The organism is Edaphobacter lichenicola, assembly GCF_014201315.1.
Taxonomy (GTDB): Bacteria; Acidobacteriota; Terriglobia; order Terriglobales; family Acidobacteriaceae; genus Edaphobacter; species Edaphobacter lichenicola_B.
Genome location: NZ_JACHDY010000003.1, coordinates 361,394 through 380,864 on the forward strand (window position 1 = coordinate 361,394; position 19,471 = coordinate 380,864).

Genomic DNA, 19,471 nt, shown 5'->3' on the forward strand with positions numbered 1-19,471 from the left:
GCTCCACAGAGAGACCAGAGTGGCGGAGAAACAGCCGAGGAATCTTGCGCGCGTTGCTCGTCTCATTGCAATTGGGTGATCGGTGATTGAGAAGGGCTCCAAAGCCCGCACGCAATTCGACTACAATCCTTGTCTCCTCAAGCCGCCGCCACTGCCTCCCTTACCTCCAAGATTGTTTAGGTCGTCGAGAACCGCTTGCTTATCCTCAGGCCGGAACGAGCCAGCGTTCATCGTCTCCTCGATCTGCGACTTGGCCGTCTTCATCGCTCTGAACTTTTCCAGCATGCCTCCTCCGCTGGTCTTGATGGACTCCAGAGAGTTCAGGCTCTCCTGAAGCTGCTGCACCTGTGGAGGAGTCGGTTCTCCATGCATGACCGCGGCAAAGATATCTTTACCGAGTTTCTTTCCTGGCGTGTCAGGTTCGGCAGAGGGCTCCGGTTGTTTCGTGGCCATCATGAGCTGAAAGTCCTGCCGCAGGGTGGTCCGGTCGGGCTCCTTAACCGAAGCCATGGTCGCTCTGATTTTGGTGACAGCTGAGTAAGGCGTCATCAGGTCGACGGGTGCACCCGGTTGTCGTTCCGATTTTGCCTCTTTTAGGATCGCGAGGTTCTCCTTTATCTCCTTCAGCTGAGCGACAGTGATGCTTTCATTCATCACTGCAGCTTTTAGGTCTTCCTGGAACTTCTCCTTATCAGGGTTAGGCTCATCCTGGGCTTTGACGAATACCGAAGATGAAACAATCGAAGTCACCATTAGGATGGCGGTGAAAATGATTGCCTTACGCTGGCTTTTCATAGATCCTGCTTTCTGAAATTTCTGTGCATTGAGAGCAACAGGAGTACCGAGGTGCGGGAAGTACAGTCTGTTTCCGCCGTCTTGAACGAATGCAAGCGATCGGCGACGGATGGCACGATCCGCTCCTTCACTTTGCTCCTGCTCAACGTTGCCTGCGCGAACCACCACGTGCGCCGCCGCTGGCCCCTCCACGGTTTTGCGATTGTTCAAGTTGATCGCCGCGCGAGCGAGATCGTGAATCATTCTGCAGTTGACCCATGGTGCCGGGCGAGGTCGAACTGCCTGGAGAAGTCTGTGTCGGAGACCGACCAGATTGGTTCTGGCTGGCTCGTCCCGCACTACGAGAGTTCGTCTGATCGGACCCTTTGCCGCCCGCCGATGCGGTGTTTCCTGCTTGCGAGCCAAGAGTTGAAGATTGAGGCTGGTTGGGGCTAGTGGAGTTCTGCTTCTGCTGCCGGGTTTGGTTTGCGTCCGTGGACGGATCTACCGGAGTCCAGCTGCCGTTGTCATACTTGCTCCAGTTGCCGCTGGAGTCCTTCTTGTAGACGTTGCCGTCGGCTCCGGCATAGACGTTGTTGTTATTCGCATCCTTTGCAACAAAACCGCTGTTTCCGTTGGCACCCGAATAGCCGGCACCGGCGCTGCCTTTGGAGGTTTGAAAGGATCCTGCCGTTCCGTTGCTGTTGGTTACATGCTGTGCCTGGGCCCAGTTGTCGCCGTTGGTAACTACCGAACTTCCCCACTGGCTATATTGATTGTGGCCCTGCGAGGTCGCAGCCGAGGTCCCGGTCCAGGGGTTATAGGTCTGGGCGTAGGTATGGCCGCCGTAGGCATTTTGAGTCGTAACGGCATGCCCATAAGTTCCGGTGGTTGGGTTGTACCAGGCTGCTGAACCAGCTGAACCATATGGCCCGTACACGGCCCGCCCTACACCATAGGCTCCGGTGTAGGGACTGTATACGGCGGCTACTCCGTAGCTATAGGGATAGGGATAGTAGATGGGGTGTGGTCCCCAGTAAACATAGGGAGGGTAGTAGTAGCCTGTGCCGTATACAACGGTAGCCCCTACGGCCGCCCCTATGACAAAGACACCGAGATAGCCGCTCGAGTAGCTTGTCTGCACGGTCGTCGGTGTCGGGTTTGAAACCACGACATAAGTCACGTTGTACATGGGAGAGCTTGGCGGAATCGTATAGATGACCTGCGGCACTGAATCCGCGGTCTTCCATGGGCCAGTAGGACTCCGGGAGATAAACCAGACACCTTGAAAACAAAGGTAGTAGAGATCGCCGACTCGGATTACTTTGTCAGGCGTATTCACTGCGTAAGAGAGGGGTGTGGCTTCGATCTTGTTGAACTGGGGCGGCCCAGCATAGGAGACCTTGACCTGGACCTCCGCAGCAGCGCGATTCACGACTGCCGTGGTGGGCACTTGCGACAGCAACACGGCATCACTGGCCTCCTGCGTTCCGGGCACGGAGACAAGCACATCGTGAGCTGGGCTGCTCCTTGGGATCATCGTGAAGTCGGCGGGTAGCGAGTCACCGGCATAGGTCCATGGGCCTGCCAGGCTAGCCGCGCGAAACCATCGTCCAGAGATCAAGACGTAGATCTGACCGTTGGGCTGATGAAGGAACACCTTGTTCTCTGTATTCGTCGCATAGCGGAGACCGGTGCCGGGAATCTTTGAGTAAATAGGTTTGCCCTTGAAGGCGATCAGCTCGGCTGGCTTTTCCGTAAACAAAACCTGAGGAGTAACCTGACCGCTGGAGACTGGCGGCACGGCTTTCAAAACGTCATCCCAGTTCTGGTGAGCAGGCAGTTTGCCTATCTCTGGTGGCAGCTTTACGGTTGTAGTCCATGGCCCATGCAGATCTTTGGCTTTGAGCCAGGTCTTGCCGCTTAGTAAGTAGTAGTCAGATTTATCGAAGAAAAGGTCCCAATTAGTGTTGACGACGTATTCCAAGGTTGTGCCTTGAATGGGAGCCAATACCGGTTTTCCGTCGACCAGTAGCACAATCGCTGGCGCTGTGGAGACGAGAATCACAGGCGCCTGCGTGTTGGTAGCAACCGTCCTTACCGGCTCGTTCACCTTCTCGAGACTGGCGATCATGCGAGGCAGTCCGATTGTGAACGTTATGGTTGGATAGAGCTGGTGGGCGCGCTGCTTCATCTCAGTTTCCTGCGCTGCGTTGAGCGAAGGAAAGCGAGCGTCGAGCACTACGATGTCGTTTACGTAGACTGTCTGCGCGCTTACGTTGGCGAGAGTATCAGCGCGCCAGGAGATAACTCCCAGGACAGGCTTTTGCCCTTTATCTGTGACCGAAATCGCTGTATCCGCGACCATTGTGCGATATTTCTGCCAGGCTTTGAGTTGCGGCTGGTAGACAACGAGGTGCACACCATTCCGGTCAAAGACACGTGGCCAGGAAGGAATAGAAGCTGAAGAACCGATGGGTTTGCTACTTGTTGCAGAGGACCTCTGGACCAAGGAGGAGGAGATTGCCCCGCCCAGAACACAGATCGTCATCGCAAGAACTATATAGCCTTTAGGTTCTTTCAAAAATGGCCTACTTTGATCTTCGAAGTGGGTAGAACTTGGCCCATTTTTGTGCGAGACCGATTGTAACTCGATAATTTATATTTTCACGGTATTTTTTTGAATAAGCTGGCAGGAAAAGTAACTGTGGTAAGGAGTTACCACAATAGTGTGCAAAAATCGGAAAGGCAGAGAGTCAATAAATTATTTGCAGGGAAAAAGATCAAGTCGTAGAATCGGCGCGTTCGCAAAACATAATGCGCATCCGGGCCCCTAAATACCACCAAGATACCTTGGCAATCTTTACCTGAGGCCCAAATGAAACTCATGCGATGGCTTTCTACACTCGTCCTTTTGTTCGTGTCTTTCAATGTTGTCGCTCAGGTTCCACCCGCGCAAAATTCTGTTACGCCGCAGAAGCTGCCGACTTTTTCCTTTACAAAAGACATGACCATCTATGTGAGCGACTTTGAGCTGGACGCTGAGAATGTTCAGGTAGATAAGGGATCGGCAATAAATCAAGTGCGACCAGGGATTCTGGAAAGACCGTCGAAGAAAGAGCAACGGGACCCAGAGGCCCAGGCAAAAAAGCTGGTCGATACGATGTCGAAGAGCATCGTCAGTGATCTCCAAAAGGCTGGCTACAAGGCTCAAAGATTGGCAGCGGATGATCCGAAGCCTTCGACGGGCGCGTGGGTGCATGGAGTGTTTACCCAGGTGGATGAAGGGAGTCGTATTCATCGCGCGATAATTGGCTTTGGATCCGGTAAGGCAACAATGGAACTATTTGTAACCCTAACCGATCTGGCAAGCCCCCAGAAACCGCTCTACGAAGCTTCTGAAGATCGCGCAAGCAAAAACAGACCCGGTGCCGTAATCACGCTGAATCCTTATGTAGCCGCAGCTAAGTTTGTCATGGAAAAGAATGCGCCGGAAAAAACTGTTAAAAGTACCGCCGCAGCAATTTCAAGGGAAGTGACTCTGCATCTGCAACCGAATCCGATATCATCTGGCCTACCAACTGCCGCAAACCAGCAATGATACGGGCTCTGTTGCATTAACCGGGGTACACGCAACTCGCTCTTACCGATGTTGCACATCAGGCAGCAACATCGAACAGCTTGTTGATGAATTGAATTTCGCCGGGGACCTTGGGCTTGCAGAGGAGGCAATGGCGGCGGCGGATCATCCGCATGACTTCAAATCCCTTGATGGTGGCAGACGCTGTTCTCATTGTCTGAAAACCGCGGGTGGAGGAGTGTTGACACCACTGTAGAATAGTGTTTCTTCCCGGTCACGTTAGTTTCCAGAACACATCGCAAGGATCACTTTGAAACGTTCACACCTCCAAATGCACTAACAATAGAGAGATTCCCGAATTCTTAGCCTGGGTGCATGTCTTGGTGAAGGAGAATTCCGTTGCTAGGTGAAGTTGGCAGGCCTGAAGTTTAGATGCTCCCGCTTGCGCTCATTTCTGAAGATAGGAGTGACAATATATGCCCCTCACACTTCTGCATCGTCTCCAGTCTTGCCGGTCCGTCCGCCTGCTGACTCTATGCCTGCTCGCTTTCGCGCCTTCGATGCTGAAGGCTCAGTCGGTGATTCAAGGCACTAACTGGTTTCCAATCGGTCCGGCGGACTACCAAAATGGACAGACGAACGACGACAGTCGCGTCCATGCGAGCGGCCGGGCGTCCGTGATCGCGGTAAATCCGGCGAACTCGAATGACGTCTGGTTGGGAACGGCTGGCGGTGGTGTGTGGCATTCCACCAACGGCGGCGTCAATTGGCTGCCAATGTCCGACAACGAGGCATCTCTCGCCATCGGTTCGATCGCCCTAGATGGCTGCAGTGCCAACGGCTGCGCGGTGATCTACCTGGGTACTGGGGAAAACGGCATCCGGCGTGACACCTACTACGGCATGGGGCTGCTCATCGGATCGACTTCAGGCGGCGAGTTTTCGACATTCGGTTGGAATCTTATGGGCGCCGACATTTTCAAGTACGCTTCGATTACCAACGTCGTTCTTGATCCCTCGACGTCGGGGGGCAGCAAGGGCATCTACGTTTCCGTGTCGAGCGGCGTTACCGCTTCCGCGACCGAATCGACCGTAACGGCGCCCGCGCCGCCGCAAGGCTATGGCATCTACAAGTCGTCCAATCTGGGGTCGAGTTGGACCCACCTTACCGTTCCCGGATCGGGGACGGCCCGTTCCACCGATCTGGTGATGGATCCGCAAAGCAACACGACCCTGTATGCCGGCTTCCTGGGAAAGGGTATCTTCAAGACCACGGATGGAGGCACGCACTGGTGTCCGTTGAACGCCGGCATTGCGCTGCCTCCGGGATGCGTAGCAGCCACCGGACTGCCCAACCCGGCGACAACCAAGTTCGACAGCGTGCGCCTGGCGATTCGTCATCCCAGCGCCGCAACCCCGGCTGTCCTTTATGCCGTTCTCGGTAATTGTCCCGATCCCATCGGCAATGGGCCGGTCTTCGGAGGCTATTGCGGTTCACCTCTCTATCAGACCACAGATGGAGGAGTAACCTGGACTCAGGTCAACGCCGCGGTACCGACCGGTTTCAGCCGTTATCACCAGGCGCTGACCATCGACCCAAGCAATGCAGGGACGGTCTATTTCGGCGGACTCGTCATAAACAAGTCCATCGATAATGGCCAAACATTCAATGAAATGGGCGCCAACGTCCACCCTGACCACCATGACCTAGTTTTTCCCGATCCCTCTAACTTAAGCCGCATATACGATGCGAGCGACGGTGGTTTCTCGTTTTCCAACGACGGCGGGAATACGTGGTCCAGCGGGAACAGCGATCTGCAGATCAGCGAATTTCAGTCGCTTTCTTTCTCGCCGTTGACGGCTCGAATTATCGGAGGCACACAGGACAACGGAACCGAAATGTGGGTGGGCACCCGTCTCTGGAACCACGCCGATGACGGAGACTCGGCCTCGACCGTTATGGACCGGGATGACCTTATGACGATGTTCGATGTTTACGTCAGCGTAGATCCGCGCGTGTCAACGGACGGCGGCAGTTGTTGCGACTGGTCAAGCATTGTGAACGGGCTAAATACTTCCGAGCCGGCCTCTTTTTACGCCCCGATCGTAGAGGGCGTCGCAGCCCCGCATAATCTTTATTTCGGCAGCAACCGGTTGTACCAGAGCACCAACAAAGGCAACACTTGGGTCCCGGTGAGTCCCGTCCTGGGTGGTACGACTCCGGTCTATCCGGATATCGGCGTTTCCAACGTAATTACGGCGATAGCGGTGGCGCCGAGCAACGGCAATCGCATCTACGTTGGCTTCTACGACGGACAAATGTTCGTCACGAACAGCGCTTGCACCACAGCGGCCTGCTGGACCGCGATCGGCGGCCCCGCCAAGGGCCTTCCCAACGCGCCCATTACGCGTATCGCGGTGGATCCGAACAACGCCGATGTCGCGTACGCCACGTACTCGGGCTTCAGCGCTGGCTCCCACTTGTACAAGACAACCAGCGGCGGCGGCGGTTGGATACCGGCGAATACGGGACTGCCCGGCATTCCCACCAACACCGTCACTGTGGAAAACAGCACGACTCTGTGGGCAGGAACGGATGACGGCGTTTATTTGAGCACAAACTCAGGTGGCAGCTGGATCAAATATGGAACCGGACTGCCGCATGTGCCGGTGTATGAGATCGCCCTTGACACCCTTCGTGGCCGCCTTTACGCGGGCACGCACGGGCGCGGCGCCTTCATCATTACCCAGCCGCTGCTCAGCAATTTTGAGGGCTGGGTAAATAACGACATCTGGGATATCCCGGTGTTCGGCAGCGGCTTTGTTGGCACGTTGGCAAATCCAGTGGGTTCCACCTGCACCATGCAAATCATTCAGCAAAATGGCGCGGTCTGCGCTTCATCTACGACCGATGACATGGGCGGAACCATCTCGTTCGACGGCTCGGGCAGCATCGTAACCAGCAAAGGGGGCTTCTATAATGGGAGAGACGTAGCGTGGGCTTGCTTCAACGGAAGCTGCATCGGCGGCAAGACGATCGCGCAATGCAATCCACCTGGCAATCCAATCACCAGCGTGACGGTGAGCTGCGGCGGGCAGGTTGGCATTGACCACATTCTAGGTTGTCCCGCGCAGGCGAATCCACCGAGCAGCGTTCTCGGACTTTCCGGTATGCCGGCCGGCGGGCCGGCCCCACCAGGCCCCGGCCCAGCACCGGCAACGCAAGGATCGGAACCGCTCCCTGCCGCTAATTTTGACGTGATTCCCGCGGTGCAGGGAAGGAACGGCGTGCAGGCCCTATGCACTGCGAACGTCGCCCTGCAACCGGGAACTAAAACCGATGCAGCGCTCGTAAAAACGCGCGACGCCGTAAATTCCACCCCATCGTGCCAACAAAGCGGGGTGAAGGCTGAGGTTCGCGGGATACCACCTGAGCCGCAACGGGGAGAAGACCTCCAAGGCAGCCCGCCGAATTTGAGGCTGCACGCGCCGACGTCGGTGGGAGGGCAATTATTTACAGCCATCCATGCCGCCGCCGGTTCAGCGACAAACACGTGTTTCGATGTGTCGGGAATTGGCTCGCCGTTGCGGAATCAGGTCGCGGTCATGAAGGTCGATTTGGAGACGGCGCCCGGTGGCGCGGCGGGTGGTGATGTTACCGTGCGTGAGAGTTCCAGTCTCGGTTCATGTACCACCAAGGTACACACCGATCCTGGGGAGAGCGCGGCCCAGATTGCCAGTGACCTGGCCAAGGCTTTCCAGGCACCTGGCGTGCCTGGGCCGGCGGAGTGTCCGGCAAGTCAGAATCCTCGTGACATCACACCCGATGGAACGTCGATTATCAGCGTGCTGGCGTCGGAATTGCGAGTCTGCAACAGCGACCGCAACATGGGCATCCTAATCGGCCCCAAGGAACTGCCCAACGTAAAGACGCGCGCTCTGCAATACTCGGCCAAGTTCGTATGCGGACCTGTGGAAAAGGAAAAGGACCACGATTGGTTCGGCAAGAAAGACAAGAAGGACTACGACGATAAGGACAAAAAAGACCACGACAAAGCTAAGGATAAGAAGGATTACGACAAAGATGACGAGCGCGGCCGCGGTGGAGACCAGATGGCCAGCGGAAGGTACTACACCGTCATCAACGTCCACAATCCAACGGAGAGACCGGCGGCAATCCGGATGAAGTTCGCTGTGGCGCTGGCGGACGGAAAACCGGGCCCGATTTCGCGTTACTTAGAAGTCCAGCTCGGACCCGATCAGGTTATTTCCATCAACTGCGCCCAGATTCACCGGTGGCTTGAGACCAACGAGGAGTTCTTGGATGGATTTGCGGTCCTCGAGAGTGACGTCGAACTCGACGTGGTCGCTGTGTACACCGGGGCCGGGGAACACGGAGACGTACAAACTCTGCACACCGAACGTGTGCCGGCTCGCTTGCAGCAATAGGAGGACTGTTCACGTGACTACATTCAGTCATCGGGGACGAGGGATCGCGGGTTCCAGTATCGCGATCCTTGCCTGGGCGTTGGGTCCCACGCTCGCATGGCCGGCCCATGCGCCGGGCACGCAGAACGTTGTAATTTTATGGAACCAAGCCGCACTCGCCGCCATACAGGACACCAGGACTTCGGCCCCGGTGGCCGCGCGGGCCATGGCCATCATCCACACCTGCATGTTCGACGCTTGGGCGGCCTACGATGACGTTTCAGTCGGAACCAGACTAGGCGGCAGCCTGCGCCGTCCGCTGATCGAGCGCACTGCAGTTAACAAAGAAAAGGCGGTGAGCTTCGCCGCATACCGCGCCTTGGAGGATCTGTTTCCAGGTCAGAGGACCAGCAACATGGATCCTCTCATGGAGGCTTTGGGGTTCGACTATTCCGAGGCTTCGGAGGATATCGGCACGCCCAGCGGCATCGGCAGTATTGCTTGTCAGGCGGTGCTGGAGTTTCGACATCGCGACGGGGCGAACCAACTCGGCGACCGGCATCCCGGAGCGTATTCCGACTATACCGGCTTCACTCCGACCAATACGGCTGAGGTATTGAAAGATCAGAACCGTTGGCAACCACTGATGGTCAATGGTATTCCGCAGAGATGGCTCTTGCCGCAGTGGGCGATGGTCACGCCTTTTGCCTTGACTTCAGCAGCTCAATTTCGCGATGTCGTGTTGGCGCAGGGGCCCGCGCGATATCCCTCTCCCGGTTATTGGAAACAGGCCCTCGATGTGGTGGACTTAAGCGCCCATCTAGGGGATAGGGAAAAGGTGATAGCTGAGTATTGGGCCGATGGTTCCTCCACCGTAACTCCACCCGGCCACTGGGTCGTGTTTGCACAGCACCTTTCCCAGAGAGACCACCATAGCCTTGATCAGGACGTTAAGCTCTTTTTCATTTTGGCGAACGCTCTTATGGACGCAGGCATCGCCGCCTGGGACGCGAAGCGCTGCACCGATTTTATTCGCCCCATCACGGTGGTTCGCGCGCTCCTGAGCACCAGAGAGATCCAGGCCTGGGCCGGACCTGGACTGGGGGTAAGAACGGTGTACGGTAAAGACTTCAGGACCTACTTGCCCACGCCGCCCTTCTCCAGCTATGTATCAGGCCATAGTGCATTCAGCGCTGCGGGCGCGGAAATTCTGAAACGATTTACCGGCAGCGACCAATTCGGGGAGTCCTTCACGGTTGGGGCAGGAACGTCTTTAATTGAGCGGGGGCTCACACCGACGGTCCCGATCACACTCTCGTGGCCTACGTTTTCAGATGCAGCCGACCAGGCGGGTATGTCGCGACGTTATGGTGGTATCCATTACGAGGAAGACGATCTGGCCGGTCGGGCGCTTGGGCGCGCTGTGGCCAAGGAAGCATGGAACAAAGCGATGGCTTACATCGACGGTGCAGCCACTGGAACCAACTGATCTTGATTGCGGTTGTCGAGATCAAGGAGATGATCTATGATTTCGCGCCTCGCTCAGCCACGCTGTTTACTATGCACAATAATCAGAACCTTCCATCCAGTTACGAGGGGGGTATTCTGCAAACCAGAATCTTCGGCACGCTGCTATTTCTATCTTTCATCCATACGTTGCTCGGACAGAACTCCAGCGGCAGTTTGTGGGTTTGTGCAGGACGCTTCCAGGGTAAGAATCGCTGCGGCAAAGGTCGAGGCACAACTTGCCGGAACGGCTCAGACGCGTCGCGTCAGCTCCGATTCGCGCGGTGAATTCAGTATCGAGGAACTTACGCCGGGGTCTTGGCATGTGCCGTCGATGCGACTGGCTTCGCAACTGCTGGGGCGGATTTATCCATAGCCGTGAGCACGATCCGCGATGTGACGGCGACAATGGCGCCATCCCAGGTGCGGCAGACGATCGGCGTCCGTGCGCTTGGTTCCTCGATCACTGAGCAGCCGATCGACTTATCCAGCAACGTGCACCAGGCGATCGTGACGAGCCAGGACCTTGAGGGATTACCGAAAGGAAATTTATGTACGTTAAGGCCAGCAGCAGCCTTTCTACGGTCGCCAGGCTCGGAATGGACTAAAAGTCAAAGCCGCCCTTCAGTGCGGCAGTCACCCTCTTGTCCGTTGTTTCCTGAATGCCTACAACCCGCCCGGAACACGGCAAATCGGCGCCAGGGCGGCAGGATGAGTGCATCGGGCAGTTCGCAACAGTTGAGAACAGAAGACGCCAACATTGGTGAAACACTGGCCACTTGCAATTTGGCGGGAGCTCACATGACCAAGAGCTAAGACTGTCCTTAGTCTTTCTTGATCTTATATGTGGCTCGATCCTCAAGTTCGTGTAGACGCCGTTCCAGGAATCGCCGCGCAGGTTCCTGCCAGGCAAGGCTTAGAGCTCTTTTATAGGACGCTACCGCTTCCGGTGTTTTGCGCAAACGCTGGCGCAGGTCGGCGCGCACGGAATGGGCAAGATAGTAATTCTGCAAGTCACCGCGCTCCAAGATTCGGTCGACGATTGCGAGCCCTGTCGCCGGCCCATCGCGCATGGCGACCGCAACCGCACGGTTGAGTTCAATCACCGGCGAAGGATTTGCACGAAGAAGCACATCGTAGAGTCCGACAATCTGCGCCCAGTCGGTGGAAATAGACTCTTTTGCCTGCGCATGCACTGCCGCGATGGCCGCCTGCAATGTGTACGGCCCGACGCAGCGCGTTGCCAATGAGCTTTTTATCAGCCCTCTTCCTTCATTAATAAGCTTCTCGTTCCAGAGTGAACGGTCCTGCTCTTCAAGGAGGACGATCTCACCATCAGGCGTAACGCGGGTGGCGCGGCGCGATTCCTGGAGAAGCATCAACGCCAGCAATCCGAGCGTCTCCGCCTCGGGCAGCAGGTCCACGAGCAGGCGCCCAAGGCGGATCGCTTCCTCTGACAGATCGGCCCGCGTCAGTGATGCCCCTGCTGATGCGGCGTAGCCCTCGGTAAAGATTAGGTAGATCACTTGGAGCACCGAGTCCAATCGATCGGACAGATCAACCCGTTCAGGCACTTCGTAGGGAATTTTCGCATCGCGGATCTTCGCCTTGGCGCGGACGATCCGCTTTGCGATTGTCGGCGCACTCATAAGGAATGCCCGCGCAATCTCTTCCGTCGTAAGACCGCAGACTTCGCGCAAGGTCAGGGATATTTGCGCATCCCGCGGCAGCGCTGGGTGGCAACAAATGAAAATAAGTCGCAACCGGTCATCTTCGAGGAGTTGATCGTCCCACTGTGCTGGGTCGAACGCCTCCAATTGAAGGTGTTCCGCAGCATCCTCCAGCGATGCATGAAAGCGGCCGCGCCGACGCATCTTGTCGATGGCTTTGAATCGCCCTGTTGACACCAGCCATGCTCGCGGATTGGCGGGAACCCCAGCTTGCGCCCACTTTTCCATCGCCGCCATGAAAGCGTCGTGAAGCGATTCCTCCGCAAGATCGAAATCCCCGAGCACCCGGATAAGCGACGCAAGGATGCGTCGCGAATCTGTGCTGTAGATCGCTTTGACTATCTCTCGCACCTGGGCGGGTGTTTCTCCTGCCATACTTCGTGGTCCCTCGCTCACCTATGGGCCCGGCACGGAACTACCACGCCTGAGCACAATACAGCATGGTCATTCTGAAGCATATTGCAAAATGAGGTCTGCCACCGCCTCCGGCTTTTCCTCCACTACATAGTGGACACTGCCTTTGATAATCGCCGTCCTTACATTTGCACACCCGTGCGTTCGCATAACTTCGGCGATCCTGGGCAAGAACCGAGCGAAAACGTCCCACTCTCCGGCTCCCAGCACGAACGGCATTGGAATTGGAGCGCGTTGTTCAGCATTGAATTTGGCGTTCTCCAGGAAGGCGCGGTAGAACTCGAATGCTGTCTTGAGGTGATCCGGATCGCGATAAGCATTGGCATAGTGGACCACGGTCTCGTCACTGAAGGGCTTGGCTGAGAAGAAATAGCTAAAATAGCTCTGCTGACGGCCGGCAACAAGCTTCTCCGGCAGGTCCGTCTGGTGAAATAGTACGTGCCACATTACAGGCAGAGCTTCGATTTCATTCCAGGGATCGAGACCCGGAAGTGCAACATCCAGGATCATCACTCCGCGGGCACCCTGCGGGTAACGTCGAGCAAAGGCGTAAGCGACCATGCCTCCGATATCGTGGCCGACAACATAGACATGTTCGAGATGAAGATTCTCAGCCAACTCGTGTATGTCCTTTGCAAGATTGGCTGCGTCGTAGCCATCTGAAGTGGCCGCCGATTCGCCGACACCGCGTAGATCAACCGCTACCACCGTGAACCGGCTCACGAGTTGCGGCATGACTTTGCGAAACTCATACCAATCTTCAGGAAACCCGTGAATCAGGATCACCGGGGGCCCTGTTCCGCCACGGACGAAGTGCAGAGATGTGCCGTTCACCTTCACAAGCCCCGCTGTGAACGCATTTCCTAGCTGTTCTACAACCTTATCCTCTGTCGGGTTCAGGTTTGCTTGCCCAAGAACGTTTGTTGCTAGAGTCAGTCCAACCAGTCCCGCTAATCTTATGAGCTTGAAATTCATGGATTCGTCTCCGGTATTAGGTGAAAGTGGTCTTGCTCTATACGCCGAACTGTCTCAGGTGATGATCGAGATGCTTGTACATCAGTTCCGCCCACTCCTCCGGGGTTAGCCGGCCAAAAAAACTATGCGGATGCACCGTGCACCCCTTCGGTCCCGCCACTACAAAACGATCAATCAATCTGCCCAACCGCTCTCGTTCCGTTCCCAGGTCCCGTCGATCCTGTACCAAGAGATCCCTCGACGTCGGCGAACCCCGGCGCATAAGTCTGTCATTTCCAAGCGCCATCGGCTTCACCACCCGTCCCATGATCCGTGCCAGCAGCATTCGCGGCGGAATCCGATCTCCAACCGCCAACTCCATGCTTCCCGCACAGTGCGCCATCGCCTGGCCTGGGGTCATCGTGCCCCACTCACGCTGGCAATCCGGCTGCAATCGCGCCAGTCTCTCCTTGATCTGTTCTACCGCTCTCGCTTCAAATAAACTCCTCATACAGAAGGGTCCTCTCTCACAGTGGGTAATCGCCATTGATGTGCGTGTGTCCTGCCGAAGTTCGGGTCCACGTTCTGCCGCCCGACTCTCAGAAGACGGTCGACGGCAATGTACGCAGACCATTACCGTCCTGGCTTGTCTTTCCAATATTCAAGCGTGGGGTTTTCGATGACTGGACGCACCTCGACCCCTCCCAGACGAGCCGGCGGAATTCGGGAAGCGATCTGAATGGCCTCATTCAGGTCTCGGGCCTCGATGAGGATAAACCCGCCAATTTGTTCGTTGGTCTCAACAAACGGGCCGTCCGTGACCGTCACCTTTCCACTCCGCACGCGCACGGTACTGGCCGCATGGACGTCTTCAAGAGGATAGGCGGTAATAAAGTGACCCGTCGTCTGCAATTCGTCGTTGAAAGAAATAGCCTCATCAATCAGAGCCAAGGACTCGCGCTCCGACAGGGCATTCCGCTTCTTCTCGTCATAGAAGACCAAACATAGATATTTCATGGCACTCCCCTTCAGGCATTTGCATCGTTCATCAGATAGTCGTATCAGTTTCCTGGAATTGGACACATTTGGTTGCAGAGTCCTGAAAATATTTATCTCCGGCAGCCACGAATAACCGAAGAGATCAAGAGGCAGTTACTGAAGCGTAATACACCAAATTCCGAAGCGTTGAATTTTGAATCTATCATCGACCTTGCGCGATGGGCCTGCGACTAGTGCGCTGCAGACAAGCCTGATACGAATCTCGACATAGAACTGGGGGCCGTGCGTCTCACCCCAAAGCTCTCTTTACAGCCTCAAGCATCAACCAGCGCATCCCCATGCGAACGACTTGGCGGCGACGGAATCAACACCGGAGGCTTTCGGTTCAACGCTCCGGACTCCGACTTCGAAACAAACTACGTCGGCAGGATCGACTACGATCTCGCCAGCAAGATCAGAATCTTCGGCCGGCCGTTGTTTTCGTAAGCGTTGTTGTACTTAATGGTTGAAACGTTAATCACCCAGCCGGGAGTCGGGGCAACGTTTTACGGGAACTGTTGAACTGCCTTCGCCGTGGGGCGACTCGCAACGATATTCCGGCGTTGCTAAGGGATTGCTCTGAGATTTTGGAACTCTTCGTCGTGGAGTTACCGTAACTTCCCCTATTTTGCGGGAATACACGGCAAGGCGGATGGGGTAGGTTCTTGGTAGTAGTCATTCCAGAGACCCCAATACTGCTTCTTCCGTTCGAACAACTCTAGCTGGACGGCCACCAGTAGTAGCTTACTTGTCACGGCACCATGAGGCGGAAATTGAAACCGGATTTCAGTATCGGTTTTTGTGTTCGGGTTGATGCTCTTGCCGCCGTTATCGATGTGGGGTCTCCATTGGCCAGCCCCATGCCGTGAATCACTAATTCTGCAGGGAATCCTGACTATCTACGACGTATAAAGGTCCTAGCCGGATGATACGCGGTATGTCAGAGCTGAAGGGCAAGTTCGATATTGCTCCCGCCAAGGTATCGGTTACCGTCTGCAAATCTTTGGTGGAAGTCGAGAGGGATTCGTTCAATAGGGCCATGCTCGACTTTACCTCCTGTTGTCCCGTCGGAGCATTCTCAACGAGTCGGCATATGCCGTACGGAAACTACCGATTGCATTGAGCGCTGCTTGGCTGATTCCATTGCGACTCCGCGCCCTTGCGCTCCGGCGTTGTAAACAACATTATTTGCCTTCTGTTCTTCTTCGGAGGCGCAGCCGTACGCGGTCCAAACCTTGTCGCGCTGGCTGAGAACGATCTCTGCGGCACAAGCGATAACGAATGTTCATGGCCCGTGGCTACCAATGCGAGACCGATTCTGAGTCGTGCTCAACGCAGCCGCAGTTGGCGGGCGCTGCCTCACTTCTTCGGGAACGGCAGCGGCACCCCTTGCGATTTCTTCTCGACTCATTGTTTGGTTGCGGGAGAGAGCTGCCTCAACGGCCGTGGCCAGCCGAAATATGGCATCGCGCTGCCGCAATTTGCTTGGTGCGATTCGAAGCCATACTGGACGAAGCGTTGAATCGCGACTAGAATTCCGCCAATCCGGTCCAGCTTGTGAGCAGCGTGTGCATCCCGAATAGAAGGACGCCCAACATGCGAATCAGGTTCTTTGGTATTCTGCCGTTCATATTTTGCGCCGCGGCTCTAAATGCACAGAACTCTAGCGGTAGCATGCGCGGAGTTGTTCAGGACTCAGCTAAAGCGCGCGTCTCCGCCGCGACCATTGATGTCGAATGGTCAGGCTCTTCGCAGACCAGGCATGCCACCTCCGATTCTCAGGGAGAATTTCGCGTCGAAGACCTGACTCCTGGTTCTTGGCATGTGAGCGTCTATGCGCCCAGTTTTGCGAACGCCACGGCAGATGTCTCTGTTGCCGCGAGCACGACCCGAGACATTCTAGTTACCCTGCAGCCTTCGACAGTGCAACAGGCAGTTGGTGTCCGGGCGCAAAGCTCTTCGATTTCGACGCAACCTATCGACCTGTCCAGCAACGTTCATCAGAGTGTTGTTACTACGCAAGATTTGGAAGGATTGCCGCTTCCAGCAAGAAGTTTTGCCAACATAGCTTATCTCGCTCCTGGGACCGAACCGGTGGAACCGTCCGACCCTACAAAAGCACGAATCACAGCGGTTTCGACCGGCGGCAGCTCTGGCCTGAACAACGAGCTTACCGTCGATGGTGGCGACAACTCGGACGACTATATTGGCGGTTTCCTACAGAACTTTTCCCCGGACGCCATTCAAGAGTTTGCAATACGCACGGCCCAAGAGGACGCCGATACCGGAGGTACTACCGCCGGCTCAATTGTGACTACAACCAAGAGTGGCACCAACGAATGGCATGGTATTGCGGCATTCTATGAGCGAGCGGCTGCGTTGAACGCTCGGTATCCGATTGAGAATCCTGCTCCGAATCCAAAGCAGCCTTTTTCCCGTCAGAATTACGTTGGAACTCTCGGAGGTCCGATTGAACCGGGCAAACTTTGGTTCTTTACGGCTTTTGAAAGTGTGCAGGAGAATGCCAGCATAGCCTACAGTCCAACGAGCGCTACTCAATTCGATGCGCTCTCGTCTTTGGCTTCCGAAGGGCTGATTCCTGAGGTTCCTTCTATCACGGTGCCTGATAACGTCCGCATACCGTTCCGCGATTATTTCGGCTCGCTCCGTCTTGACTGGACGCAGTCGGCAAAGTCCCAGTGGTTTCTGAGGGGATCAACCGATACTTACACCACACATAATGACCTTGTGCAGCAGGCCACGCTGCCTTCTACGGGTTTGCTTACACACAACAACTACTTCAGCCTGTTGATCAGCACCCAATACACTTTCACTCCAACCCTGGTAGGGAAACTGGTACTCAACGCTAGCGGATTGCACCTCACTCAATCCCGTAACTCGGATCTTGGCTTTGCTCTCGCCTTTCCTGTCAGCTCGACCGCGCTCACCGTTTCCGGTTTTGAAACCTATGGTGACAACCAATTCGCCACGCCAATTACGTTCTTCCCTTCCGAGCGCAACCAGGAGAAGTATCAGATTCGATATGACGTGAGCAGCGCTCGAGGCCGCCACGCGATGAAGTTCGGAGTTAACTTCATCCACGAGCCTGTGCTCGGCGGTGCGTTTCCAAATAGCACAGAGACTCTGTTTCAGCTCCCACAGAATCCCACTTACTACCTAAGCAACCCGTCTCAGTTCAGCACCGACCTGCTAGCCGGAGCTACAACCTCCAACTTGGGTGGTAGCTTCTCACAAAACGTCCAGCGTTTAGCGCTTTACGCGCAGGATTCCTGGAGAGTCTCGCCGAGCCTAACCTTCAACTACGGCCTTCGCTATTCGACGAGCTTTGGACTCTTCAATGGATCGGGGCACAGTCAGACAAACAATCCCGGATACATCACCCTCGCGGCGCTGGGTATTCCGCTCGTCGCGAGCGCCCCGCATGACGATCGCAAACAGATTGCACCTCGGTTAGGTTTCGCCTATTCGCCCGGCAGTAGCCGAATGACGGTTCTTCGGGGTGGTTTCGGACTGTACTTTAGTGATCTGGCTCAGACTGGTTGGGCAACTGCATTGCAGGCCGTAAATATGCCACCAGGCCCTTGCGTCGATCCGGTTCAAAACCAGGACAGTTCGCAAAACGCAGGATGTGTCCCGGGGAGCGCCTCCGGAGGGACAGCAAACTTGATTGATTCTGGTTATAAAACCCCTTACGCAATCCACATTTCCGGTGGCGTCCAACATGCGTTTAACGCGAACTGGTCGTTAAGCGCCGACTACATCCACGAACAAGGAAATCATGCCTACCGCGCCTACAGCTACACCGGGGGTATTAACCTCTTCACACCGGAACTTCCAGTTACAGATCCAAACCAGGCGACTTACGTCCCAAATGTGAATGTCTTCCACTCCGACAATCGATCTAGCTATAACGGACTCATGGTGCATTTACAGGGCAACGTGACGCGCCGGTTCAATCTCATTGCGAACTACACTTTATCGAAGGCGCAGACCTGGGGCTGCGTCCTTGGGGAACTTTTTGACTATGTCAACGGCGTATGCAATCCTCTGAACTCTTTTGGCCCCGGTGACTATGGCCCTTCGGGGGAAGATGTCCGTCAGCGCTTTGTTATCGCTGGAACCTTGCAGGCACCGGCAGGCTTTCAGATCAGCGCTTTGTCGCAGGGTGAAAGCGCGCGTCCTTTCACCATCACCACGGCGGACAACAGTATGCGCATTGCGATCAATGGACTGCCTACGTCGCTTGACCAGTTCCGCGGCACTCCCTATCTTCAAACCGACCTGCGCGTAAGCCGTCCGGTATCGCTCAGGGATAGTTGGACAATCATGCCATTTGCGGAGTTCTTCAATCTCTTCAATCGCAATAACCCGGGTGCGAATTATGTGACCAATATCGCGTCACTTCCAGTGCCATCGGCGCAGGCGCAGGCCGGCAATATTACCGATATTTGTACCAACGCGGCCTGTACCTCCACTGAACCTATTACCAGCCCAAATCAATTGCGTCTGGCAGGCGGCGCGCTTGGAGACTTCTTTGGACCGGGCACCACCGTCGGAATCCCCTTCGCGGCACAACTAGGTGTGAGAGTCACATTCTAGCTAAGATGACCTACATCCTCGTCTCTGACAGGAGTCTCCTTCATGACGGTTCGCTCTCTCTCGCTCTCAGCTTGCGACGGTTCGATCCCGTCTCTGTTTTCGAACCAGGTTGCCGCCAAACCCACAAGCCTGCACACCTCGAAGAACCTCCGTCCCGACTATGACCAAAGCTCCGTAGATGCGGTGACCGAATGGCGCTTCAAGACTGCTTTGGAGAACGGGAAATCTCTACCTGCGAACCAGCATCGAGATCACCTACTCTATTCAGCCGTAAAAACAAGGCGAGGCCACTGATGATCAGTCGCATCGCAAACATCTAAATCGCAGCTGTGGAATTGCTCCGCGCTTCCTGGGATTGGTAGATCCCTTACGTTTTTCCGTTCCATTGCAACTCAGACCCCATACTCATGCAGCGCAGTAGTGCGATC

13 protein-coding genes are annotated in these 19,471 nt (G+C 55.7%); 6 read left to right on the plus strand and 7 right to left on the minus strand.

The window, feature by feature from the left end; all coding sequences use genetic code 11:
* Window positions 1–120 precede the first annotated feature (120 nt).
* Window positions 121–1,005: a hypothetical protein gene (locus HDF09_RS12795; protein ID WP_260181283.1), complete on the minus strand. Its 885-nt coding sequence runs from the start codon at window positions 1,003–1,005 to the stop codon at window positions 121–123.
* Window positions 938–3,196: a hypothetical protein gene (locus tag HDF09_RS12800; RefSeq protein ID WP_183766837.1), complete on the minus strand. Its 2,259-nt coding sequence runs from the start codon at window positions 3,194–3,196 to the stop codon at window positions 938–940. The genes HDF09_RS12795 and HDF09_RS12800 overlap by 68 nt, the downstream gene beginning before the upstream one ends.
* Before the next feature lie 456 nt (window positions 3,197–3,652).
* Between HDF09_RS12800 and HDF09_RS12805 the strand changes: the two genes are divergently transcribed.
* Window positions 3,653–4,375 carry a DUF4410 domain-containing protein gene (locus tag HDF09_RS12805; RefSeq protein WP_183766839.1) on the plus strand — a complete coding sequence of 241 codons (723 nt, stop codon included), beginning with the start codon at window positions 3,653–3,655 and terminating at the stop codon, window positions 4,373–4,375.
* Window positions 4,376–4,433: 58 nt separating this feature from the next.
* Here the strand turns inward: HDF09_RS12805 and HDF09_RS20510 are convergent, their stop codons facing one another.
* Window positions 4,434–4,568, minus strand: coding sequence for a transposase (locus HDF09_RS20510; protein WP_221270128.1), 135 nt, complete (start codon window positions 4,566–4,568; stop codon window positions 4,434–4,436).
* 262 nt (window positions 4,569–4,830) lie between these two features.
* Here HDF09_RS20510 and HDF09_RS12810 point away from each other — a divergent pair, with 262 nt between their 5' ends.
* The 3 genes from HDF09_RS12810 (at window position 4,831) to HDF09_RS21360 (ending at window position 10,663) form a co-directional block, all read left to right on the plus strand.
* On the plus strand, window positions 4,831–8,802 hold the full coding sequence (locus HDF09_RS12810; protein ID WP_183766841.1) for a WD40/YVTN/BNR-like repeat-containing protein: 3,972 nt from the start codon (window positions 4,831–4,833) through the stop codon (window positions 8,800–8,802).
* A gap of 205 nt (window positions 8,803–9,007) precedes the next feature.
* A complete protein-coding gene (locus HDF09_RS12815; protein ID WP_183766843.1) occupies window positions 9,008–10,270 on the plus strand; it encodes a vanadium-dependent haloperoxidase in 1,263 nt (420 codons plus the stop codon).
* 36 nt (window positions 10,271–10,306) lie between these two features.
* Complete coding sequence (locus tag HDF09_RS21360; RefSeq protein WP_406704641.1) at window positions 10,307–10,663, plus strand: carboxypeptidase-like regulatory domain-containing protein; 357 nt, start codon at window positions 10,307–10,309, stop codon at window positions 10,661–10,663.
* Window positions 10,664–11,111: 448 nt separating this feature from the next.
* Here the strand turns inward: HDF09_RS21360 and HDF09_RS12820 are convergent, their stop codons facing one another.
* From HDF09_RS12820 to HDF09_RS12835, 4 genes are all read right to left on the minus strand, one after another.
* On the minus strand, window positions 11,112–12,392 hold the full coding sequence (locus HDF09_RS12820; RefSeq protein ID WP_183766845.1) for an RNA polymerase sigma factor: 1,281 nt from the start codon (window positions 12,390–12,392) through the stop codon (window positions 11,112–11,114).
* Window positions 12,393–12,461: 69 nt separating this feature from the next.
* On the minus strand, window positions 12,462–13,406 hold the full coding sequence (locus HDF09_RS12825; protein ID WP_183766847.1) for an alpha/beta fold hydrolase: 945 nt from the start codon (window positions 13,404–13,406) through the stop codon (window positions 12,462–12,464).
* Window positions 13,407–13,443: 37 nt separating this feature from the next.
* Window positions 13,444–13,896 (minus strand): DUF1569 domain-containing protein, encoded by a 453-nt coding sequence (locus HDF09_RS12830; RefSeq protein WP_183766849.1) that lies wholly within the window; start codon window positions 13,894–13,896, stop codon window positions 13,444–13,446.
* Between the two features lie 122 nt (window positions 13,897–14,018).
* On the minus strand, window positions 14,019–14,402 hold the full coding sequence (locus HDF09_RS12835; RefSeq protein ID WP_183766851.1) for a YciI family protein: 384 nt from the start codon (window positions 14,400–14,402) through the stop codon (window positions 14,019–14,021).
* Window positions 14,403–14,666: 264 nt separating this feature from the next.
* On the opposite strand from HDF09_RS12835, the gene HDF09_RS12840 reads away from it, so the two are divergent.
* Window positions 14,667–14,870, plus strand: a complete 204-nt coding sequence (locus tag HDF09_RS12840) for a hypothetical protein (protein ID WP_183766853.1) — start codon at window positions 14,667–14,669, stop codon at window positions 14,868–14,870.
* 1,227 nt (window positions 14,871–16,097) lie between these two features.
* A complete protein-coding gene (locus HDF09_RS12845; RefSeq protein ID WP_183766855.1) occupies window positions 16,098–19,043 on the plus strand; it encodes a TonB-dependent receptor in 2,946 nt (981 codons plus the stop codon).
* Window positions 19,044–19,471 lie beyond the last annotated feature (428 nt).

Excerpts from the sequence above, each read along its gene's own strand:
- HDF09_RS12810 (WP_183766841.1), top strand. The coding sequence starts at position 4,831 with ATGCCCCTCACACTTCTGCATCGTCTCCAGTCTTGCCGGTCCGTCCGC.
- HDF09_RS12815 (WP_183766843.1), top strand. The coding sequence starts at position 9,008 with ATGGCCATCATCCACACCTGCATGTTCGACGCTTGGGCGGCCTACGAT.
- HDF09_RS20510 (WP_221270128.1), bottom strand. The coding sequence starts at position 4,568 with ATGAGAACAGCGTCTGCCACCATCAAGGGATTTGAAGTCATGCGGATG.
- HDF09_RS12845 (WP_183766855.1), top strand. The coding sequence starts at position 16,098 with ATGCGCGGAGTTGTTCAGGACTCAGCTAAAGCGCGCGTCTCCGCCGCG.
- HDF09_RS21360 (WP_406704641.1), top strand. The coding sequence starts at position 10,307 with ATGATTTCGCGCCTCGCTCAGCCACGCTGTTTACTATGCACAATAATC.
- HDF09_RS12835 (WP_183766851.1), bottom strand. The coding sequence starts at position 14,402 with ATGAAATATCTATGTTTGGTCTTCTATGACGAGAAGAAGCGGAATGCC.
- HDF09_RS12805 (WP_183766839.1), top strand. The coding sequence starts at position 3,653 with ATGAAACTCATGCGATGGCTTTCTACACTCGTCCTTTTGTTCGTGTCT.
- HDF09_RS12825 (WP_183766847.1), bottom strand. The coding sequence starts at position 13,406 with ATGAATTTCAAGCTCATAAGATTAGCGGGACTGGTTGGACTGACTCTA.
- HDF09_RS12830 (WP_183766849.1), bottom strand. The coding sequence starts at position 13,896 with ATGAGGAGTTTATTTGAAGCGAGAGCGGTAGAACAGATCAAGGAGAGA.
- HDF09_RS12820 (WP_183766845.1), bottom strand. The coding sequence starts at position 12,392 with ATGGCAGGAGAAACACCCGCCCAGGTGCGAGAGATAGTCAAAGCGATC.